The 19,373-nt window shown below is 61.5% G+C and carries 22 protein-coding genes; 7 read left to right on the top strand and 15 right to left on the bottom strand.

The window, feature by feature from the left end; all coding sequences use genetic code 11:
* The first annotated feature begins 38 nt into the window (after nucleotides 1-38).
* The 4 genes from ACFODV_RS04660 to ACFODV_RS04645 all read left to right on the top strand — a co-directional run bounded on the left by ACFODV_RS04660 (nucleotide 39) and on the right by ACFODV_RS04645 (nucleotide 3,292).
* Nucleotides 39-1,772, top strand: a complete 1,734-nt coding sequence (locus ACFODV_RS04660) for an isocitrate/isopropylmalate family dehydrogenase (RefSeq protein ID WP_379755352.1) — start codon at nucleotides 39-41, stop codon at nucleotides 1,770-1,772.
* 126 nt (nucleotides 1,773-1,898) lie between these two features.
* Nucleotides 1,899-2,144 (top strand): hypothetical protein, encoded by a 246-nt coding sequence (locus ACFODV_RS04655; RefSeq protein WP_379755349.1) that lies wholly within the window; start codon nucleotides 1,899-1,901, stop codon nucleotides 2,142-2,144.
* A 63-nt stretch (nucleotides 2,145-2,207) separates the two neighbouring features.
* Entirely contained in the window at nucleotides 2,208-2,897 is a 690-nt protein-coding gene (locus ACFODV_RS04650) for a pirin family protein (protein ID WP_379755346.1), read from the top strand.
* Between the two features lie 116 nt (nucleotides 2,898-3,013).
* Nucleotides 3,014-3,292, top strand: a complete 279-nt coding sequence (locus ACFODV_RS04645; protein WP_379755343.1) for a TIGR03643 family protein — start codon at nucleotides 3,014-3,016, stop codon at nucleotides 3,290-3,292.
* Between the two features lie 72 nt (nucleotides 3,293-3,364).
* On the opposite strand, the gene ACFODV_RS04640 is transcribed toward ACFODV_RS04645, so the two are convergent.
* On the bottom strand, nucleotides 3,365-4,534 hold the full coding sequence (locus tag ACFODV_RS04640; RefSeq protein WP_379755340.1) for an alpha-hydroxy acid oxidase: 1,170 nt from the start codon (nucleotides 4,532-4,534) through the stop codon (nucleotides 3,365-3,367).
* 298 nt (nucleotides 4,535-4,832) lie between these two features.
* Between ACFODV_RS04640 and ACFODV_RS04635 the strand changes: the two genes are divergently transcribed.
* The 3 genes from ACFODV_RS04635 to ACFODV_RS04625 all read left to right on the top strand — a co-directional run bounded on the left by ACFODV_RS04635 (nucleotide 4,833) and on the right by ACFODV_RS04625 (nucleotide 6,793).
* A complete protein-coding gene (locus ACFODV_RS04635) occupies nucleotides 4,833-5,357 on the top strand; it encodes a hypothetical protein (RefSeq protein WP_379755337.1) in 525 nt (174 codons plus the stop codon).
* Entirely contained in the window at nucleotides 5,347-5,916 is a 570-nt protein-coding gene (locus tag ACFODV_RS04630; protein WP_379755334.1) for a pyridoxamine 5'-phosphate oxidase family protein, read from the top strand. Before ACFODV_RS04635 ends, ACFODV_RS04630 begins: the two co-directional genes overlap by 11 nt.
* A gap of 178 nt (nucleotides 5,917-6,094) precedes the next feature.
* Nucleotides 6,095-6,793, top strand: coding sequence for a hypothetical protein (locus ACFODV_RS04625; RefSeq protein WP_379755331.1), 699 nt, complete (start codon nucleotides 6,095-6,097; stop codon nucleotides 6,791-6,793).
* Nucleotides 6,794-6,913: 120 nt separating this feature from the next.
* Here the strand turns inward: ACFODV_RS04625 and ACFODV_RS04620 are convergent, their stop codons facing one another.
* The 14 genes from ACFODV_RS04620 to ACFODV_RS04555 form a co-directional block, all read right to left on the bottom strand.
* The gene (locus ACFODV_RS04620; protein ID WP_379755329.1) at nucleotides 6,914-7,333 is read right to left on the bottom strand and encodes a hypothetical protein; all 420 of its coding nucleotides are present in this window, start codon (nucleotides 7,331-7,333) and stop codon (nucleotides 6,914-6,916) included.
* A 10-nt stretch (nucleotides 7,334-7,343) separates the two neighbouring features.
* Nucleotides 7,344-7,817, bottom strand: a complete 474-nt coding sequence (locus ACFODV_RS04615) for a DUF427 domain-containing protein (protein WP_379755326.1) — start codon at nucleotides 7,815-7,817, stop codon at nucleotides 7,344-7,346.
* 8 nt (nucleotides 7,818-7,825) lie between these two features.
* Nucleotides 7,826-8,215 (bottom strand): DUF4149 domain-containing protein, encoded by a 390-nt coding sequence (locus ACFODV_RS04610; RefSeq protein WP_379755323.1) that lies wholly within the window; start codon nucleotides 8,213-8,215, stop codon nucleotides 7,826-7,828.
* A 108-nt stretch (nucleotides 8,216-8,323) separates the two neighbouring features.
* Nucleotides 8,324-8,686 (bottom strand): hypothetical protein, encoded by a 363-nt coding sequence (locus tag ACFODV_RS04605; protein WP_379755320.1) that lies wholly within the window; start codon nucleotides 8,684-8,686, stop codon nucleotides 8,324-8,326.
* A 21-nt stretch (nucleotides 8,687-8,707) separates the two neighbouring features.
* Nucleotides 8,708-10,798: a DEAD/DEAH box helicase family protein gene (locus tag ACFODV_RS04600; RefSeq protein ID WP_379755317.1), complete on the bottom strand. Its 2,091-nt coding sequence runs from the start codon at nucleotides 10,796-10,798 to the stop codon at nucleotides 8,708-8,710.
* A gap of 438 nt (nucleotides 10,799-11,236) precedes the next feature.
* Complete coding sequence (locus ACFODV_RS04595; RefSeq protein WP_379755314.1) at nucleotides 11,237-12,148, bottom strand: Abi family protein; 912 nt, start codon at nucleotides 12,146-12,148, stop codon at nucleotides 11,237-11,239.
* Nucleotides 12,149-12,287: 139 nt separating this feature from the next.
* Nucleotides 12,288-12,812 (bottom strand): hypothetical protein, encoded by a 525-nt coding sequence (locus tag ACFODV_RS04590; protein WP_379755311.1) that lies wholly within the window; start codon nucleotides 12,810-12,812, stop codon nucleotides 12,288-12,290.
* Between the two features lie 26 nt (nucleotides 12,813-12,838).
* Nucleotides 12,839-13,507: an SOS response-associated peptidase gene (locus ACFODV_RS04585; protein WP_379755308.1), complete on the bottom strand. Its 669-nt coding sequence runs from the start codon at nucleotides 13,505-13,507 to the stop codon at nucleotides 12,839-12,841.
* Between the two features lie 11 nt (nucleotides 13,508-13,518).
* Nucleotides 13,519-13,815, bottom strand: a complete 297-nt coding sequence (locus ACFODV_RS04580) for a hypothetical protein (RefSeq protein ID WP_379755305.1) — start codon at nucleotides 13,813-13,815, stop codon at nucleotides 13,519-13,521.
* A 212-nt stretch (nucleotides 13,816-14,027) separates the two neighbouring features.
* Nucleotides 14,028-15,161 (bottom strand): Fic family protein, encoded by a 1,134-nt coding sequence (locus ACFODV_RS04575; protein WP_379755302.1) that lies wholly within the window; start codon nucleotides 15,159-15,161, stop codon nucleotides 14,028-14,030.
* On the bottom strand, nucleotides 15,151-15,921 hold the full coding sequence (locus tag ACFODV_RS04570) for a restriction endonuclease subunit S (protein ID WP_379755299.1): 771 nt from the start codon (nucleotides 15,919-15,921) through the stop codon (nucleotides 15,151-15,153). Before ACFODV_RS04570 ends, ACFODV_RS04575 begins: the two co-directional genes overlap by 11 nt.
* Nucleotides 15,918-16,898, bottom strand: coding sequence for an Abi family protein (locus ACFODV_RS04565; protein WP_379755296.1), 981 nt, complete (start codon nucleotides 16,896-16,898; stop codon nucleotides 15,918-15,920). The genes ACFODV_RS04570 and ACFODV_RS04565 overlap by 4 nt, the downstream gene beginning before the upstream one ends.
* 136 nt (nucleotides 16,899-17,034) lie before the next feature.
* Nucleotides 17,035-18,414 carry a type I restriction-modification system subunit M gene (locus ACFODV_RS04560; RefSeq protein ID WP_379755293.1) on the bottom strand — a complete coding sequence of 460 codons (1,380 nt, stop codon included), beginning with the start codon at nucleotides 18,412-18,414 and terminating at the stop codon, nucleotides 17,035-17,037.
* Between the two features lie 184 nt (nucleotides 18,415-18,598).
* Entirely contained in the window at nucleotides 18,599-19,315 is a 717-nt protein-coding gene (locus tag ACFODV_RS04555; RefSeq protein WP_379755290.1) for a Crp/Fnr family transcriptional regulator, read from the bottom strand.
* Nucleotides 19,316-19,373: the final 58 nt, after the last annotated feature.

The raw sequence follows: 19,373 nt of genomic DNA, 5'->3' as shown, positions 1-19,373 counted from the left end.
GATCATCACCGATCGATCACCGCAAACAGGGAACCGTGATGAGCAACAAGATCCGCGTCGACGCCCCTCTCGTCATTCTCCATGGCGACGAGATGGCCCAGGTGGCCTTCGAGAAGATCCTCGACACCTTCGTGACCTCACGACTGGATATTCCACTGGTGGAGATCGACCTCTCTGCCGAGAACCGCCTGGTCACCAACGGTCAGGTAATCGTCGACGCCATTGAGGCGCTCAAAAAACACGGTGTCGGCATCAAGAATGCCGGCATGACGGTCAACCGCACCCAGCTCGGCGAGATGCTCGACAAGCACCCCGAGGTTGACGGCATACGCCTTCACCCCCTGGCCACCAAATCGCCCAACGGCGCCATCCGCAAGGGCATCGGCGGTAACATCACCCGTGAAGACATCGAGTTTCGCAACCTCACGGTCTCGCGCCCCGAGTGGATTGGCCGCGATATCGAGGTGGACACCATGGAGACCGGCGGCATCAAGGACAGCTTCAACGAGCTCTCCCGAGCCACCGGCGTGGTCAAGCTGATGTTCGTCGGGGAAAGCGGTAACCCGGTGGAGCTGCACCGCCGCGAGGTCAACAAGGGCGACCCCTGGCTGCTGGCCACCAACGACGTGGACGACGTCAAGGCCTGGGCCCACCGCTTCTTCCAGCGCGCCATCGACGAGAAGCGCGACATCTATCTGGGCCTCAAGGACACCGTGATCGCCGGCTACGACGGCGTGATGCGCGCCGCCATCGAAGCCATCTACGACGAGCATTACCGCGAGCAGGTGGAAGCGCTGGGGCTCAACTACCACTATGAGCTGATCGACGCCCAGGCCGCACGGCTGGTCGCCAACCCGCCTGAGCGCGCCCTCTGGGGCGTGCCGGACAACACCACCGGTCGCAAGCTCTACAAGCTGGTGGAACAGCTCAAGCTCTACGGCATTCCCGCTCGCAAGGCCCAGGTCTCCATCTCGCGCATGAGCGCCGGCGGCGGTGACCAGTACGGCAGTTTCAATGCCCCCGCCAGCGAAGACGGCATCCTCAAGGTGATCGTCGACGGCGAGGAGAAGCATGCCCGCCGTGTCAAGAAGGGCGACGCCATACTGCTGATGTCCAACGATCAGGCGGCGATCAAGGACTGGATACTGCAGGTCTTCCGTGACGCCTCGCGCAAGGGCAAGGAGGTCTACTTCGGCCTCAAGCGCGAGTACATGGAATACGACGAGGTGTTCAGCACGGCGATCACCGACGTGCGCCGTGAGCTGGCCGAGACCGGCACCCCGCCGCCATCGTTCATGATCATGCGGCCCTCCAGCCAGCTCACCAAGATGATCACCGACCCGCCCCGCAACGCCCTCTACCCGGCCCAGAACCTGGACGGCGACATCTTCTCCGATATCTCCGCCGCCCTGGGCGGCAGCCTGGCCACCGCCAGCTCGATCATCGAGAGCAAGGACGGCACCATGCTGTTCGAGGCGCCCCACGGCACCGCCCACGACCTCTACCTCACCTACCTGGAGAGCGATGGCAAGCAGGCGCATTTCAACTCCTCGGCTCTGCTGTTTGCCGTGGCCAACGCCCTTGAGACCCTGGGTGACCGTCAGAACAACGCCGCCCTGGTCGACTACGCCCACCGCCTCAAGGCGGCGCTGATCGATACCGTGGACGCCGGTATCATTACCGGCGATCTCAAGGGCAAGACCAACGATCCGGCAAGCGAAACCCTGGTCGACATGAACGGCTTCCTCGACGCCGTGGCCAGCCGGCTATAGCCGGCTCTCGTTTCACCGACACCATCGGGGCCTGCCTTATCGCAGGCCCCGCAGCGTTGGAGCCCTCGCCTCTCCCGGCCGAAGCGCCGATACTTAAAGCCACACACGTTGAGCAGGAGCCACCCCATGAGCGAACATGAACGCACCATCATGGCCTTCGACAATCAGGGCCGTGAGCTGATGATCGATATCCTGGTCAGCGTAAAGGAGCTTAACGAGCTCACCCCCTCCGGCCCCGTCAGCGGCGAGCCCGCCCTGCGTACCCGCGAAGGGCACCCGGTCACCTACCTGGGCGGCGGGGAATTTTCCGTCACCCTGCCAGGTGACGAAACCGATATCATCGTTCGCACCGACGACCCCGATTTCATCTAAGCTTTTTCAATTTTCCGACTTTTCGACGTCCCCCGACCGTCGGGCGCCATGGAGACAACATCGATGATCATTCGACATGCCAACGAGCGCGGCTACGCCGATCATGGCTGGCTGAAGTCTCGCCACACCTTCTCGTTTGCCGACTACTACGACCCGGACCACATGGGTTTTCGCAAGCTGCGCGTGATCAATGAAGACCGCGTTCAGGGTGGCCAGGGCTTCGGCACCCACCCCCACCGAGACATGGAGATCCTCTCCTACGTGCTGACCGGGGAAATGGCCCACAAGGACAGCATGGGCAACGGTGCGATCATGCGCCCTGGTGATGTGCAGCGCATGTCGGCCGGCACCGGCGTGCGGCACAGCGAGTTCAACAACGCGCCCGACAAGGAGCTGCACTTCCTGCAGATCTGGATCGAGCCGATGCAGCGTGGCATTCCCCCCGGCTACGAACAGAAGGCTTTTCCCGTCGAGCAGCGCCAGGGGCAGTGGCGGCTGGTGGTCTCCCAGGAGGGACGCGACGGCTCGGTAAGCGTGAACCAGGACGTCAACCTCTATGCCGGCCTGTTCGATGCCGGCGAGAAAGCACCGACGCCTGCGGTCCGCCATGCCTGGCTGCATGTGGTCAGGGGCGAGGCCGAGATCAACGGGCAGCGGCTCTCCGCAGGCGATGCCGCCGCCTTCCAGCCGGGAGAGCCCATCGACGCGATCGGCGTGGAAGACTCGGAAATCCTGCTCTTCGATCTGGCCTGAGGCCTTCAGGCTGACATGTTGAAACATCTCGGGGGCGATTCAGTGGCCAAAGCGCCGGTATAAGACGGATAACCAGCCGATGGGCAGCGGCTGCGTTTACATGAAGGAGAAGCGTTATGCCCCACTCCGCTATAAGACGCTATCGCCGGCTACCGCCCGATGAGCGCTCCCGCGTGATCGAAATGGCCTGGGAGGATCGCACCCCCTTCGAGGCCATCGAGACACAGTTTGGCCTGAACGAAGCCGATACCGTGGCGGTCATGCGCCATGCGCTCAAACCCACTTCGTTTCGACGCTGGCGGCAGCGCGTGCAGGGGCGCGTTACCAAGCATCTGGCACTGCGCCCTGACGACGTCACGCGCGGCTACTGTCCGACCCAGTACAAGCCCCGCTGAGGAACGTCGCCAGAGCTGTGGAATGCGCTGTCGCACGCATCCTCTGCCGCCGTTGATCGGCATGGCCGGCGGTCAAAGACTGACGGTCGGATCCCCGAAGCCCTGGGGCACATAGAGGTTATGTTCGCCAAGATTCTTGACGTCCGTTTCTCCACACAGCGCCATGGTGACGTCCAGCTCCTTGTGGATGATCTCGAGGGCCTTGGTGACGCCTGCCTCACCCGCTGCCCCCAGCCCATAGGTGAACGCCCGGCCGATATAGGTCCCCTTGGCGCCCAGCGCCAGTGCCTTGAGCACATCCTGGCCGGAGCGAATCCCCGAATCGAGATGCACCTCCACATCATCACCCACCGCGTCCATAATCGCTGGCAGCATGCGAATGGAACTGACGGCACCATCGAGCTGACGACCGCCGTGGTTGGAGACGATGATGGCATCGGCGCCGATCTCGACGGCTCGCCGAGCGTCCTCGGGGGACATGATGCCCTTGACGATCAGCTTGCCCCCCCACCACTCCTTGAACTGGGCAATACGCTTCCAATCCAACGAGACGTCAAACGCTTCCGATGTCCAGGTGGAGAGCGACGACGGATCGGTTACCCCTTTGGCATGGCCGACGATATTACCGAATGAGCGGCGCTTGGTGCGCAGCATCTCCAGCCCCCAGGGGATCTTGGTGGCCATGTTGGCAATCGAGCGCGCTGTCAGCTTGGGCGGTGCCGATAGCCCGTTCTTGATGTCCTTGTGACGCTGGCCGAGCACCTGCAAATCGACCGTGACCACAATCGCGGAGCAGTTGACTGCCTTGGCGCGCTCGAAGAGGCGACGCATGAAGTCGTCATCCTTGAGCGTATAGACCTGAAACCAGAACGGCTTGGTTGTGTGTTCGGCCACATCCTCGATCGAACAGATCGACATGGTGGAGAGCGTAAAGGGCACGCCAAACGCCTCGGCCGCCCGGGCCGCCTTGATTTCACCGTCGGCAGACTGCATGCCGGTCAGCCCCACCGGTGCCAGTGCCACTGGCATGGCCACGTCTTCACCGATCATCCGACTTTGCGTGGTGCGCCCAGCCATATCGACCGCCACGCGCTGCTTAAGATGTATATGCTTGAAATCACTCGTATTTTCGCGAAAGGTCTGCTCAGTCCAACTGCCGGATTCCGCGTAGTCATAGAACATCTTGGGGGTGCGGCGCACATAGTGACGTCGAAGATCTTCGATATTGGTGTAGATCGGCATATTGGCTCCTGAGTCAGGTACTTCCGTGGCGATTGTTCGCGTCTTTCGCTGCTATCGGCCGGATGGGTCCGGCCGAATCGAGCAGGCAGCCCACCGAACGGCGGCAGGCACATCATGGCAATGCGGTTGGCGTCGTTATGTTGGCCGCAGGCACATGAGATGACAACAATGCACCAAGTCCGGGTGGCCACGCCAGCCTGTATCCAACGCTACGTTGTTGAACGCGGTAGACAACGCCCGGCGAATATGAAAACTCCTGTTAGTTGGTGATATCCACCCACAGAGGAGCAGGGATGCGATGAAGACCGTCACGATCGAAGCCGACGCCGCCCTGGAGGCACTGCAGCAGCTGGAAATCTTTCAACAGAGCCTGAAGGCCATCGCCGTCTCGCTGGAGCGCCACGGCCTGCAGCCCGGCGACGTCACACAGCTCAAGGCTTATGCGACGGCGCTCGGCACCCTGCGCAGCGCGCTGGCCACCACGCTTCCGCCGTTGCCTGACCCCGGCGCGACTTCCGAGGTCGTGCGCATCGCCTGGAAGGCGCGTGCCCATGCCACCCGGGAAACCGTCGCACAGGCGCAAGGCATAACGCGCACGCTGCGCCGCATGGCAGGCGAGATAGAAGAGGAAGCGTTCGAAGCGCGCCAGATGCGCCGGCACCTCGACCCGGATAGTGTCGACAGCCGACGGGGCATGATCTACACCGATGCCCGCCTGACGCCGATGGCAAAGATGGCGCGAGTGCTGAATCGGGCGGCCGATGAGATGCAGGAGATCGCCCGCGACCAGGCAGCATCCAACGAGGCGCAGAATGACGACTGACCCACACCCCTGGGCGGCCGAGCTTGGGTCGCTGCACGCCCATCTCTGGGCGCGGCTATCCCGTGGCGTTCACGACCGCCATGCCCCCGCGCGCCACCCCACCCTTGCCACCGTGGGCACCGACGGCTTGCCCCAGGCCCGCACGGTCGTTTTGCGTGCAGCGAACGCTCACACCGGCACTCTGCACCTCTACACGGACCGGCAGTCTGCCAAGGTGGCAGAGCTCCAGGCGAACCCCCTGGCCGCACTGCACGTCTGGGACCCTTCGGCGCATCTGCAGATACGCATCGAAGCACAGGTCGCGATCCAGACAGGCGCGGATGTCGCGAATACCTGGGCGCGCATCCCCGAGCCCTCGCGCTATGCCTACAGCAGTACCGCAACGCCGGGACGGCCGATCCCCGAGGCCCTGGCCTACACCAAGACGCCCGACCCGGCATCGTTCGCGCTGCTGTGCCTGACCGTACGCGCCATCGACGCCCTGCACCTCGGGCCTGACCACCGCCGCGCCAGGTTCGAGCGCGCCGATGACTGGGCGGGGCAGTGGCTGGTGCCATGAATCCATTGGCCCATCAGTCACTAGCGAACCTGGGGATCGCGCCTATCATCGCCCCTTTCCAGAAACAGAATGCCCCCCCACATCTTTTGCAGAGCGGTGCTGCGGTGTAGCTCGATGACAGCCCTATCCCGTGAAGACGCTTAGGCCAGGAATTCGCCGCAGCATCAGAGGACAATGCATGAACCATATCGATATCACTTCCGCTGTGACGACGCTGGATCTTCACACCATCTGGCTGGAGTGCCTGGCCGAGTCGATGGAGCGTAAAGGCATGGACTCCGGCGACGTCGAGCAGGCCCGCCACCACGCCCGCGGCCTGGATAAACTCAGCAAGAACCTGGTCGACTTCATGCCGAACGACACCACCCATCGCATCGAGCGCCCCTATGCCAGCGGAGTCATTGAGGTCTACCGCGAACCCGAGATGGGGTGGTACGAGTGGCGCATCATGGACGGTGGAACGTCACTCCATGATACCGGCACGCTGAGCAACGAAGACGGCACGGTAGGCTGCAAGTACGGCTCCCCTGGCATTGCACTGCGCGATGCACTGAACCATGACGAACCTCCCCGGAAGCCAACCCTGGTCAGACGGATTGAATGGCTGCCAACGTGCGACGCCATAAGCGACAACATCGACCAGGTCAACCTGTTAGCGGATACGGTGAGCGGAATAGCAGCGGAACTGGCAAAGGCGTCTGTGAATGCGAAGGACCAGCGCAGCACGCGCAATGCGGACCATGCCACCGGCAGGCTTGCAATGATCTATCTTGACGAGCGAGCCAGGCTCACCGACGAACTGGCTGACGAAATGAGCGCGACCGCCGAAAGGCTGCGTGGTATTTCGCACCGCCTGGCTACCGACAGCGGTGCTTGAGATCGCATCACGCCAGGGTCGCAAATAGATACTTAAAGAGACCGCCGATCATGGATCGTTGGTCTCTTGTCATCCCTCTCGGCGTCGCCCTTGATACGGCTGACCTACTCGATAGCCCTCTCACCCGTTGGCGTCCACCCTTTCAAGGAACAGGATACCTGCCACCTCACTCACCTCATGGTGCCTGCGATGTCGCTCGATGACAGACGGATCGCGTAGAAACGCTGTTGCTCGGAATTCACCACGGTAGGTCCAAGCGTTAACGGCCTGCTTGAGATATAGCGGCACTGCCTTGTCATGAGCCAGCAGGCGTTCTGCGTTAGCCACCTTGTTGGGCCCCAGGCCCACGATCAGTACCTCCGGCGCGTCAGGGTTATCACGGGCATTGATGGCAAGCCCCTTGATGTCTCCGTTCCTGGTTCGAAGAAAGGCATGGCCGCCTGCCAAGCGCTTTGCCAACGTTGATGTATCGATTGTGTTCATATGATCCGGAAAGAATAGTCGCCAAAGCGCGATGCCATGAGGAATCATCCCGCCCAAGGATGTTCAATCACCAGTGGCGAGTCCCCGCGGCCCCCTTGATCTGGCCTGTCAGATTGGGCGTAACCCATCCGCCATAGAAATCCCCGGGCTGGGGAATCACCTCGATATCACCGACCAGGCAGCGCTGCATGCTCGACGCATAGAAAGCCAGGTATCCGGCGATGGGGAGAAACCGGCGCGAAGGAGTCTCATAACACCAGGCGGCGCGGCGTGCCGTATGGTGCTGCCCCACAACATCGAAATAGCGTGCGATCCCCTTCCATTCGCAAAAGCTGCTGCCGGAGATCGGGCTCAGAACGTCTGTTACGTCATCGGGCGGAAAGTAATAGGTGGGCGCATGATGGGTTTCGAGGACGCGGTAGGCCCGGTTCGTCTGGGCGACCAGAGTGTCATCCAGATAGATCGCCAGTGGCACATCAACCGGCTCCAGCGCCGGCGGACGCGGATAGTCCTGAACGTTCTCTGTAGGCAGGGATGTCATGATCAACCTCAAAGGAAACGGGTCAACACGTAACCGTTGATGACAATGTGGGCAAGCCCTATTGTCACGGAAAAGCCATGCAGCTTCTTGAAGAGAGCAGCATTTCCCTGGTCAGTCGCCAGGTTAATGGCCGGCATCAACAATTCGCGTGCGGGAATCACCGTGATCGCGATCATTGCCATCAGCAGCGACGAGCCCCGATCGACCGGCCACAGTAACGCACCCGCCACCGCTGCAACGATCAGCACGAACAGGTAAAAATAGGGGAAGGCACGCCGAATGGAGGCGCGCGCCACGTCTGTGGGCAATGTCTTCAGCAGAAAGGCGGCGAAGCCAAAAGAGAAGAGCACCATTCCGCCAAACAGCAGCGCGGTCATGAGTAGAGCGGCCACCGACATGCGCATTGCCTCCATGGTGTGAGCGTTACTGCGACCCCGCCTTCAGGGGGTAAGACAGTCCACCGAGGTGGAAATTCATAACAGACCTTCATTACCATGAGCTAGAAATCACGTATCTGGTTGCAGTTTTCTCTCGGTCCTCCCCGCCAACAACTTCAGTATCAACAGCGCAAACTGACGCCCAATCTCCTCATCTTCCAGCAGCGGCATGGAGAGCTTTTCATGGTCGCTGAGGGCGTCGAGCACGGCGTCGGTGACCTTCTTGGGGAACAGGCCGTGCATCACCTGGTCGTCGCCGTGGCTGCGCACCTGGGCCATCACTGATTCGTCGCGCTCGATGCGGTCGGCGATGCCGTTGGCGAAGTGCAGCTTGTCGTCGTCGCAGACCTCGGCGCCATAGAGGTCGTTGAGCCGGTCGATGATCTCCGCCAAACGCTGCTTCTCGGTATCAAAGGGTTTGGCTGAGCCCACGTCGCTGACGGGCTTCAGGCCCTAGTCGCCGCCGGCCTCTTCGAGCTGCAGGCGTTTCTCCTCGCGTTTGGTGAGGCGGTAGTGGGTCAGCTCCAGCTCGCTGACGTCGATGGCCTCGTCCTCCAGCAGCCGGTCGGTGCGCAGCAGCGGGTAGAGATGGCGGGCAAAGACGCAGAGCTGCTCCAGCTCGGCATCGTCGAAGGTGACGATCTGGCTGAGGAATTCATAGGTTCGCACGAAGCTCTGCAGGTTCTTGCGGAACAGGTCGAGCTCGTCGCGGGTGGTGCCGGCCTCCTTGAGTTCCTGCTCGGCGCGCTTGAGGCCCTTGTCGTCGCCGTGCTGTTCGGCGGTGCGCCGGGCTTCCTTCCAGGTTTGCAGCTGCTCGAGGATCGCCTGGTAACGGTGCTTGAAGCGGTCCTGGCCGGGCCGGCAGTGGTAGCTGAGACTCGACGCCGGGGCCTTGGGGTCGAAGAAGGCCTTGGCGAAAGCCTCCACCTCGGGCCAATGGTAGATGCCGCTGGCATCCAGGCTGCGCTGCAGATCAAAGACCACGTTGGGGTCGGAGACGTCGGCCAGCTCGGCCTTGCGGTAGTAGGGGGCGAAGGCGTCGAGGATCTCCTGCTCGTCGTTATAGAAATCCAGGATGAAGGTCTGCTTGCCGGGGAACAGCCGGTTGAGTCGCGAGAGGGTCTGCACGCAGTCCACGCCGTGGAGGTTCTTGTCCACGTACATGGCGCACAGCTTGGGCTGGTCGAAGCCGGTCTGGAACTTGTTGGCGGCGATCATCACGTTGAAGTCGGCGGTATCGAACGCCTCGGCCAGGCCGCGGCCCTTCAGCCCGGGGTTGAGCAGGCGGCTCGTCTCGGTCACCTCCTCGGGGATCAGCTCGTCCGGCGGCACGCTACCGGAGAAGGCCACCATGGGATGAACGTCGTCGTAGCCCTGCTCCTGGATATAGCCCTGCATGGCCAGCTGGTAGCGCACCGCCTCCTGGCGGCTGGCGGTGACCACCATGGCCTTGGCCTGGCCGTCGAGCAGGTGGCGCACGTTGTCGCGGTAGTGCTCGACGATCACCTCGACCCGCTGAGCGATGTTGTAGGGGTGCAGGCGCACCCACTTGGCCAGGGTCCGTGAGGCCTTCTTGGAATCGACCTCCTGCTCCTCGCCCTCGGGATGGGCCAGCTTCCACGCGGTGCTGTAGGTGACATAGTTCTTGAGCACGTCGAGGATGAAGCCCTCCTCGATCGCCTGGCGCATGGAGTAGAGGTGGAACGGCTCGGGTGTGTTGTCGGCGCTGGGTGGAAGGTCCGGATCCGGAGGTCGCCGGTTCGCCGGCCGACCGAACAGCTCCAGGGTCTTGGCCTTGGGCGTGGCGGTGAAGGCGTAGTAGCTGATGCGCTCGCTGGGGCGCCGTGAGGCCACGGCGGCGTCCAGCATGGCCTCTGCGCTGATTTCAAGCTCGCCGCTACCCTCGCTCCCTTCATCGTCGCCAACAGCTTCTCCCGCGGCGGCCAGCAGCGCCTTGAGCTTGCTGGCCGAGCTGCCGGTCTGCGAGGAGTGGGCCTCGTCGGCGATCACTGCGTAGTGCCCTTCGGCGGGCTGGGGTCGCTTGTCCAGGGCGTCGAACAGCTCCGGGAAGGTCTGGATGGTGACGATGATGATGCGGGTGTTGCTGGCCAGCGCCTCGGCGAGTTGTTCCGACTTGCTTTGGTTGCCGATGTCGCGGGTGATCGGGCAGACCACGCCGTGGGCGTGCTCGAACTGGAAGATGGTGTCCTGCAGTTGGCTGTCGAGCACCGTGCGGTCGGTGACCACGATCACCGAGTTGAAGAGCTTCTTGCCCTCCTCGCCGTAGAGGTTCGCCAGCTGATGGGCCACCCAGGCGATGGAGTTGGACTTGCCGGAACCAGCGCTGTGCTGGACCAGGTAGCGCCGCCCCGGCCCTTCGGCCAGGGTGCCCTGAATCAGCCGGTTGACCACTTCCCACTGGTGATAGCGCGGGAAGATCAGCGTTTCCTTGACGCTGCGGCGGCCGTGGAAGTCCTCCACAGTCTTCTGCTCCAGGTGCAGGAAGCGGCCGAGCACCTTCAGCCAGGCGTCCGGGGCGAACACCTGCTCCCACAGGTAGACGGTTGGCGCGGTAGCGGGCCAGGGAATCGGGGTTCATGCCGTGGTCGGGCTGGAAGCTGCACAGGTCGAACTTCACCCCCGGCACCTTGAAGCCGTGGCGCAGCACCTCGAGGGTGCCGGCCTGCTCCAACTCGCGGACCACCTTCTTCACGAACACCTGCTCGGGGGCCTGAGGGTTGGCCTTGCAGAACTTCTCCCAGCGCTCGGGCCAGGCCTCGCACACATAGCCGAGCAGATCCTCGGTGTAGAGCGCCGAGGTGCGGTCATAGCCGCTGGCCGTGCCGGTCTTCCAGCCGCCGGCCACCATGGCGTCGATGATGTCCTGCTGGAACCTGGCTTCCCTGCTGTCCGCCATATAGTCCCCTGCGCTCGGCGTAATGATGCGTAACAGCCTAGCGCGTCAGGGATATTAGGAGAAGGCTACTTAGGACGATGCATTGCCCATAGAGGGCGGTCTCGCCAGTCGTCAGGGAACCCCATTTCGGCCACATTGATGGCGTGGTGATCGATGAGTCCGATCAACCGTTCCCACCAATGATGATGGGGGTTCACCACATCCATCAGATGCAGCATCAGGGTGAGGGTGTTGTAGATACGTCGCGAAGCGTCGAAGGATAGCGTGTCCAGCACAGCCGCAGGCCGATCCTTTGGCAGCTTGGGAAGGAAGGTGAACTCCCGGTTCCACAGGCGAGCATGGTGGGCACACTGGTTGCGTACCGTGCTCAGGTGGTGCAGGACCGATGTCATCACGCTCTCATCGAAGTCGTACTCGCGTGCCACGGCATTGCGATCTCGGCGCTGACGTGTGTTGGCGTACCACTGGGACAGTTGGCCGAACGTCATGATCTCCACCAGGGCCCAGACCGGAGGCAGCGGCTCGTCGTAGGTAGCGCTCAGATGGCGAATGAAGGTTTCCTGACTGCGCCGCACCTCCCCTTCCAAGGCACGCAGCCGTTCCTCATGACGCCAAGAACGGTGAGGTGACTTGAACAGGGCCGGATCAAGATGGCAATGGGGTCCGTATGTATGGGCCATGTGGTAGGCCCAGCGGGTGCGAATCGAGACCTCGATGCGTTCGATAGCGTCCATGACCAGCAGCCGGAACTCCCGGTCGAACACGTAAAGATTCAGCACATCATCCAGGGTGGTGCCGGGGCGCAGGCGATGCGTACGGTGATCGACCTCGAAGGGCAGCCAATAGGCGCCCAACCGGTAGTAGTTGAGGTGGCGCAGATAGTGGAGCGCCCGCTGGCGGTCCGGCACCGTCAGCCCCCGCTGGATTAGCCGGTCGAGCTGATCATCTAAGCTCAGCGGGGGCTTGTTGAACTGCAAGGCCGGCCTCCAGAAAAAAGTAACCCCCCAAGGTGCGCTTCAGGGAGAGGCGTGGGGGGTGTTGTTATCGAACAGTATAAAGCGATGACCGGCCGCCGCCAAGCCTTGCACCACTTCCTGCATCGTGGCCGAGGTAGCTTCAGATGCCGAGAGCCTCGATCTCCTCAAGGTCATACACTCGACCATAGCTGCCTATCAGTCCCTTGGCACCCAGCATGGTCAAGCTGACCACTGGCGTTTCGGTCTTGGCGAACCCGGCATCGAGGGCCAGCTGTTGCTGTTCCAGGGTGAGCAACCCGATTCTGTCGGGCGTGTAGTGTTCCCCCAGTTCCATCAGCAAAAATTGCGTCCAGCCAGGCGTCAGCCGCACGCTGCGACCCCGCTGGTTCTCGTGGGTGATCGCCTTCACCTGGGTGCGACAGTCGCCTTCCACCAGGTCATAACCCGGGTTGGAGGCCCCCTCGACCTTTTCGGGCCTCTGGCCTAACGCCTCCAGGAAGCGCAGGCCGAGGAACTCGCCGATCCGGCCAATGATGTTGTCGTTGCCGCCAATCCGCTCCGGCACGTCACGGCCAATCGCCAGGATCCGCTTGCGGACCTGCAGATAGGCCTCGATGGCCTGCTTGATCTCATCGTCGCGCGACTGGCTCTGGGGAGGTGTCATGATAGGACGTTCCTTGTCGTGGGTGCCTATGGCGCGGAAGGTTCGAGGGGCTCGATAAGCGCCGGGTCATCCTCCTCCGGTTTGTTGACCCGAGTGCTCACCGGCCAGTGGGTCAGTTCGTGGTGGGGGAGATGGTGAACCAGATGGCGGATCGTTTCGCGGTCCGTCAGCTCGGGATCGAGCCAGGGCTCGAGGCTCTGCTGATCCAGGATCAGCGGCATGCGCGGGTGGATCGCCTTGGCGACGCCTCGGGCGGGCTCGGTGAGGATCGCGCAGCCAGGCTTGCCGTCCGGGCGCTCCGTCCAGATGCCGGCAAACCAAAGCGGCTCGCCGTCACGGCGGGTCAGGTAGTGGGGCTGCTTGCGGCCGCCCACGGCTAGCCACTCATACCAGCCGTCTGCCGGCACCAGGCAGCGGTGATGGGCGAAGGCACCGCGGAAGTAGGGAGAGGTAGCGACTTTCTCGACGGTGGCGTTGATGGGCTGGGGGGCCTTGTCGTCGGCCCAGGGGGGCCGGTAGCTCCACCAAAGGGTATCCAGGCTCAGCTGGCCGCTGCCGTCATGCCGGCGTACCGCGCTGATCCAGGTGCCGGGCGCGACGTTGTAGCGAGGCGTCAACTCGCCCTTGATCAGCGGCAGCTTGAGGGAGCATGCCAGGCTGGGGAAATCGCTATAGAGGGCGAGGCGGCCGCACATGGAAGAGCTCCTCAGGCATTTTCTTGGCCTGCTGTCTCAGCGGCGGCGGTGACCTGTCGATCCTGCCACTCACCGTAAGTATCGTCACTCTCACCGATATAGACCAGCGGGCGCAGGCTGTTTTCGGGGTCGGGGCCTACCAGGAAATAGATACCGGTGCGGCCGCACTCCGGGCGCTGCACCAGCTCACTGAGCTTGCTGCGCGGGCCGGTGAGTACATGACCGGTCCAGTTCATGATCTCGGCGGTGAGCAGGCCGTTGGGCGTGCCGTCCACGAGGAAGAGTCGAATACTGCGTCCCTGGGTCATGCTGCCTCCATTGAGTAACCATTGCCTGAGCTGTTGAGGTTGCCGGGGTACATTGTCTTCACGAACCGGGCTTGAACGAAGCCCATTGGCACCTTCAGGCAGCCTCCTTACACAAGAACAGCATATGTAAAGTTACTCGCTTCATCCTTACGCAAGAATTGGCATATATCAATTTTGACCCTTGTGCCTTACACCTATCGACGAGTTCGCGGTCAAGAGCGAAACAGTCTCATGTACCGCTCGAAGACGAAGATCCGGTTACGCTGATAGCCAGTGATCTCGCTGAGCATGCCGTCCTCGACCATCCTGCTGATCAGGGAAGAGGCGGTCTGGTGGGTCACGCCCAGCAATTCACTGACCTGCCCTGCCGTGACCGCTGGACGCCTGTAGAGGTGTTTTAGTAACTTCTGAACATTCTCAGCACGCTTGCCGTAACCAAACGCTAGTTGATCCAATTCCTGGCGTAGCTCAAGAATGGCCTCGAAGGTGGCCTTGCCCTTGCCGGCCGTTTCGATGATGGCCGACAGGAAGAACTTGACCCAGTGCACTATGTCGTTCGACATCCGCACCCGGGTCAACGCATCGTAGTAGCTGGCCCGGTTGCGCTCGAAGAAGTCCGACAGATACAGCGATGGCTTGCGCAGCAGACCTTTGTTGACCAAATAAAGCGCAATCAGCAGCCGGCCGATCCGACCGTTACCGTCCAGAAAAGGGTGGATGGTTTCGAACTGGTAATGACTGATGGCAATCCGGACCAGCTCCGGAACATTGACACTATCGTTATGCCAGAAGAGCTCCAAATCCCCCATCAGCTCAGGTACCTCATTGGGATGGGGCGGAATGAAGGCGGCGTCCGCCAGGCTGCTACCGCCAATCCAGTTCTGGCTGACGCGAAACTCTCCGGGTGACTTGTGTTCACCACGCACCCCCTGCATCAGGATAGCGTGGGTGTGCTTGAGCAGTCGGTTGGAGAGCGGCAATCGCTCCAGCTCATCGACCGCCTCGTTGATCGCCTGGACGTAGTTCTGCACTTCCTGCCAATCGTCACGTTTTTCGGGCGCCAGCTGGCTGCTGTCCAGCACCGCCTCGTCCATTTCGGTCTGGGTGCCCTCGATGCGGGACGAGTTATTGGCCTCCTTGGTGATGTGCATGTGAATGAACAGGTCTACATCCGGCACGATCAGGGTGAAGGCATTCAGTTCCGCCAGGGCGCGAGAGGCACGCTCCAGCAGGGTATTGATCTGCGGATCCTCCCAACTCCATTCGCGGTTCACGGTGACCGGACTGAAGCTCTTGTACTGATACTGCTGAACCCAACGGCCTGCCTGGAAGGTTTCAAACTTCATCGATCTTTTCCTTGCCTGAACCGTAAGTGGCACACGCTTCGGCGGCCATCAGCACCTCGGGCTGCTCGGATTGTTGATCGGCCTGCCAGCCACGGACGTCGATCTTGCCGGTAACGGCGGCAGAGATCAGGGCGGAGCGGCGTTCTTGCAGCAGGGCAACTATGGAGTTTGCTGAATGAACGAGTTCGTCAAATGCTGAGGATTCATCATTCAAAAACCTTGATATAGACAATTGCTCTTTTTTAGGGGGCACCGAAATGTAATAGTTTCTTATGGTGGAAACATTAACGTGCGGAGAGGTGGCACCAACAATATCCACATCACCTTGATGATACACATTATCAGAATTCAACTGCCACATAAGAAACTCAGGACACATATCATCTGAAGGAATGAACTGCATCATCCTCTGGCCAAGGCAATATTTATCATCCTCTGGAACCAAGGCGGCATGTCCCCACCTTTCTCCCTCTCTACCATAAACAATATCACCACAACCAAGGGTAGACCTTCTGGTTCTTGAGTTATATTCACTTTCGTCAAGACGGTAAATGAGCTGTGGATCCAAAACGCCATATTCCAAATCCGCTGTTCTTATAACTAAAAAATTACCATCAGGATCATACACCGGCGTTTCATGAGGGCAGTCAATTATTCGGTCCGTAACATGCTTCAGCCTTGACACCTCCCAATGCGCCGGCACCTCCCCCAGCCACTCGATGCCGGAATCCTTGTACTCAGGGTATTTCGGGAAGCTCATGCCTTCAGCCCCTCCCTTGCGTTCATCACTGCTTCTCGCCAGAAAGGCTCCGTATCCCAATGCCCAGGGAAACCCATATGTGGACGTGAAACCTGAGGGTAATGGTCCAGCAGTGTCACCAACCGCTCGGCCCATTGGCTAGTAGGCGACACAACCTGCATCAGCGACTCGATCGCCACGAGTTGGAGATACAGGCGCCTACGCGGGTCGAGACGCTGATCGGGGTGCTCCTGAGACCCCGTCTCGATGCTACCGGGGATGCTCGGCCAGCCGGCCGGAACCTTTCTCGGCATCTCGGGGCGGCTACCGAATTCGCGGTTCCACACTCGGCCATGGTGGGCGCAGACGTTGCGCAGATCAGACAGGCTGCGGAACCAGGATCGCAGCACCGGCATCTTCCAGCCGAAATGGCGCTCGATGCGCTGGGTATCCTTTGGAAGCCGCAGTTTGGCCAGCAGGGTCGAGACTTCCTTGAAGGTCAGCAGCTCCACCGCCATCCAGATGGGCGGCTGATTGGGGGCTGATCGGTACTTCGTGCGATAGTGCGCCAGGAAGGTCTCGATCTCTCGCCCCTTGGCCGCGTTCTCCAGCTTCTCCAACAGCCACCCATGGTTGTAGCGGGTATCGAAAATATCGGGATCCAGGTAGCCGTGAGGGCCATGGTGCTCAGCTAGGGTGTTGGTCAACTGGGCGCGTAGCGCGACTTCCAGCCGCTCGATGGCATCAAGCAACAGCAGGCGGAGCTCACGATCGAACACATAGAGCCTCAGCACATCCTCGAAGGAGGTGCCCTCCAGAAAACGATGCTCCTGGAGGCCTGGCTGGTAGAAGGGACGCGTGTAGGCTGAAAGGCGGAAATAGCTGATATTGGCCAGATAGTGACGCACCCGAGCCTCGTCGGGTATCGCCAGGCCACGGCTGCATAGCGTCGCGATCTGCTCATCAATGCTGTGTGCAGGCTTGTGGAAGTCGCTCATGCTCGACCCCCGGACACAAAAAACCCGCCAAAGTGTGCTTCAGTGAGAGGCATGGCGGGTGTGTTACCCGGCATGCTAGGGCATGCCCCTTTCACTGTCAATGACTGTGCAAGACAAGGCTGAGCGGCGCCCTTCCTCATGCCGACAGCTCCTCGATCATCTGCTTGATCCGGTCGGTGCAGGCCTTGAGGTCGGTGTCGATCTTCTCCAGCGGGCGCGGCGGGGTGAACTGGTAGAAGTGGCGGTTGAAGGGGATCTCGAAGCCGACGATGCCGATGCGTCCGTCCAGCGGGTCGCGCTTCTCCTCGTCGATCCAGGCATCGGGCACGTGAGGCTTCACCTCGCGCTCGAAGTAGTCGAACACCGACTCGTCCAGCGGCACGTTCTCGTTGTCGCGCAGGCCGGTGTCGGGCTCGGGCTTGCCGTTCTTGTCGAGGCAGATGTCCGCTTCCGAATCCCGCTCGGAAAGCGCGCTGAGGATGGCTTTCTGCACCGGGGCGCCGAGCTTGAGGCCTGCCGCCTTGAGCGCGGCCTTCAGCGCCTTGGTAAAGGCGTCGCGGTTGGTGAACACCTGCTCCGGGTCCAGGGTGGCGCTGGCGGCCTTGATAGCTTCGCGCTCGGCATCAATGAGCTTCTGGAGCGGCTTCTCGTCATCGAGTTTGGCCAGGCGCTCGGGGCTGGCCTGGAAGTTGAGGCGCAGCGGGCGCTCCACGGTGATGCGGCGATAGCCGAAGGTCTCCACCGGGAACAGCTTGCTCTCCTCGCTCTCCTGGCAGGCGCCGTAGAGACGCACGATCTCTTCGATGTCGCGGTCGGCGACGAACTGGCGCTTGCTGCCCAGCGACTTGCGCATCTTGCTGGCCCGGCCGGTGGCGTCGATCAGTTGCACCTGGCCGCGGCGCTCGGCGGGCTTGTAGTTGGAGAGGATCCACACGTAGGTGGCGATGCCGGTGTTGTAGAACAGATCGGTGGGCAGGCCGACGATGGCTTCCACCAGGTCGTGCTGCAGCAGGTAGCGGCGGATCTCGGACTCCCCGCTGCCGGCGCCGCCGGTGAACAGCGGCGAGCCGTTGAGGATGATGCCGATACGCGAGCCACCTTCCTGGCGGGGGCGCATCTTGCTGACCAGGTGCATCAAAAACAGCAGCGAGCCGTCGGAGACCCGCGGCAGGCCGGGGCCGAAGCGGCCCTCATACCCTTTCTGGTTGTGCTCGTCGGTGACCTGCTTCTGGACCTTCTTCCACTCCACGCCGAAGGGCGGGTTGGAGAGCATGAAATCGAAGTGCTCGCCGGGGAGCTGGTCGTCGGAGAGGGTGTTGCCAAGCTTGATCTGCTCCACCGCCTGGCCCTTGATCAGCACGTCGGCCTTGGTGGGCGCCAGCACGCACTCCAGGCGCCGCAGCAGGGTGAAGGGCAGGATGATGCGGCCGTACTGGGACTGTTTGAAATCGCCGCGCAGCAGGTCCGCCACGGACCAAATAAAGGCCGCCAGCTGAGAGTGACTCTCCGTGTTCACGATGCTTCCCCGCGTGTTGATGCTGATGATGACGTGTGAGAGTCATCATACACAGCGGGGAGAAGGTCACGAAGCCGCCAACGCACCCGACATGCTGGTTGCGGGACACAGCCGTGGGAATCGGCGGAAACCCGTTGCGGCCTAATTCGCCGTGGGAAATAGCCGTGGGAGATTGCGCCAGGAATCAGGCTACCTGTTCGCGCATGCGCGCATAAATCTCGCGATCGGCAATGTAGCAATTACAAGAGGCTTCATCGAGGCCGGGGCGCTCAAGTACGGTGATCCTGCCTCGCTGGTAGTCGATCAGGCCGCGACTCTGCAGCGCCTTGGCCGCCTTGGTGACGCCCGCACGCCGCACGCCCAGCATCCCCGACAGAAATTCGTGGGTAATATGCATCTCGTCTCCGCGGGTCCTGTCATGGGTCATCAATAACCAGCGCGCCAGACGCGCCTCGACCCCATGAAAGTGGGCGCAAACGGCGGATCGGGATATCTGGCTCATCAAGACATTGAGGTAGCGTTTCATCACCACCTCCAACTCGGGACTCCGCTTCAGGTGGTCCTGGAAGCAGGATGACGGTATGCACAAGACCTGCCCTGCCCCTTGTGCGAGCGCCTGTAACGAGCTTTTCTGTGCCCCAAGCATCAACGAAATTCCCACCATGCCTTCATTGCCCGCCATGGCGACTTCCAACCGACCACCGCTTTCCAGGGTGGCAATCAGGGAAATGAGGCAGTCTAGGGGGAAAAGAGCGTGCGTCATACTTTCACCCGGCTGGGCGACCATCCGGCCGAATTCCAGATCCACGGTCTCGCAGTCGGCGAGAAAACAGAGCCTCTCGTCCTCGGGCAGGCTGTCGAGAAGCCGATTGCTAGGCGAAGCAGAGGTGATGACGTCCATGCGGCTGCTCCTGGCATTAGTCAGTGGCCATCGGCGCATGGAAAGAAAAACGTAAAAA

It is taken from the genome of Halomonas tibetensis (assembly GCF_042643535.1).
Classification (GTDB): Bacteria; Pseudomonadota; Gammaproteobacteria; order Pseudomonadales; family Halomonadaceae; genus Halomonas; species Halomonas tibetensis.
Note: the sequence above shows the minus strand (reverse complement) of the source record. Positions and strands in the feature narration are given on the sequence as shown.

Excerpts from the sequence above, each read along its gene's own strand:
- ACFODV_RS04590 (WP_379755311.1), bottom strand. The coding sequence starts at position 12,812 with ATGACACCTCCCCAGAGCCAGTCGCGCGACGATGAGATCAAGCAGGCC.
- ACFODV_RS04580 (WP_379755305.1), bottom strand. The coding sequence starts at position 13,815 with ATGACCCAGGGACGCAGTATTCGACTCTTCCTCGTGGACGGCACGCCC.
- ACFODV_RS04645 (WP_379755343.1), top strand. The coding sequence starts at position 3,014 with ATGCCCCACTCCGCTATAAGACGCTATCGCCGGCTACCGCCCGATGAG.
- ACFODV_RS04640 (WP_379755340.1), bottom strand. The coding sequence starts at position 4,534 with ATGCCGATCTACACCAATATCGAAGATCTTCGACGTCACTATGTGCGC.
- ACFODV_RS04565 (WP_379755296.1), bottom strand. The coding sequence starts at position 16,898 with ATGAGCGACTTCCACAAGCCTGCACACAGCATTGATGAGCAGATCGCG.
- ACFODV_RS04635 (WP_379755337.1), top strand. The coding sequence starts at position 4,833 with ATGAAGACCGTCACGATCGAAGCCGACGCCGCCCTGGAGGCACTGCAG.
- ACFODV_RS04625 (WP_379755331.1), top strand. The coding sequence starts at position 6,095 with ATGAACCATATCGATATCACTTCCGCTGTGACGACGCTGGATCTTCAC.
- ACFODV_RS04650 (WP_379755346.1), top strand. The coding sequence starts at position 2,208 with ATGATCATTCGACATGCCAACGAGCGCGGCTACGCCGATCATGGCTGG.
- ACFODV_RS04570 (WP_379755299.1), bottom strand. The coding sequence starts at position 15,921 with ATGAGCTTCCCGAAATACCCTGAGTACAAGGATTCCGGCATCGAGTGG.
- ACFODV_RS04615 (WP_379755326.1), bottom strand. The coding sequence starts at position 7,817 with ATGACATCCCTGCCTACAGAGAACGTTCAGGACTATCCGCGTCCGCCG.
- ACFODV_RS04655 (WP_379755349.1), top strand. The coding sequence starts at position 1,899 with ATGAGCGAACATGAACGCACCATCATGGCCTTCGACAATCAGGGCCGT.
- ACFODV_RS04610 (WP_379755323.1), bottom strand. The coding sequence starts at position 8,215 with ATGTCGGTGGCCGCTCTACTCATGACCGCGCTGCTGTTTGGCGGAATG.
- ACFODV_RS04575 (WP_379755302.1), bottom strand. The coding sequence starts at position 15,161 with ATGAAGTTTGAAACCTTCCAGGCAGGCCGTTGGGTTCAGCAGTATCAG.
- ACFODV_RS04585 (WP_379755308.1), bottom strand. The coding sequence starts at position 13,507 with ATGTGCGGCCGCCTCGCCCTCTATAGCGATTTCCCCAGCCTGGCATGC.
- ACFODV_RS04630 (WP_379755334.1), top strand. The coding sequence starts at position 5,347 with ATGACGACTGACCCACACCCCTGGGCGGCCGAGCTTGGGTCGCTGCAC.
- ACFODV_RS04555 (WP_379755290.1), bottom strand. The coding sequence starts at position 19,315 with ATGGACGTCATCACCTCTGCTTCGCCTAGCAATCGGCTTCTCGACAGC.
- ACFODV_RS04660 (WP_379755352.1), top strand. The coding sequence starts at position 39 with ATGAGCAACAAGATCCGCGTCGACGCCCCTCTCGTCATTCTCCATGGC.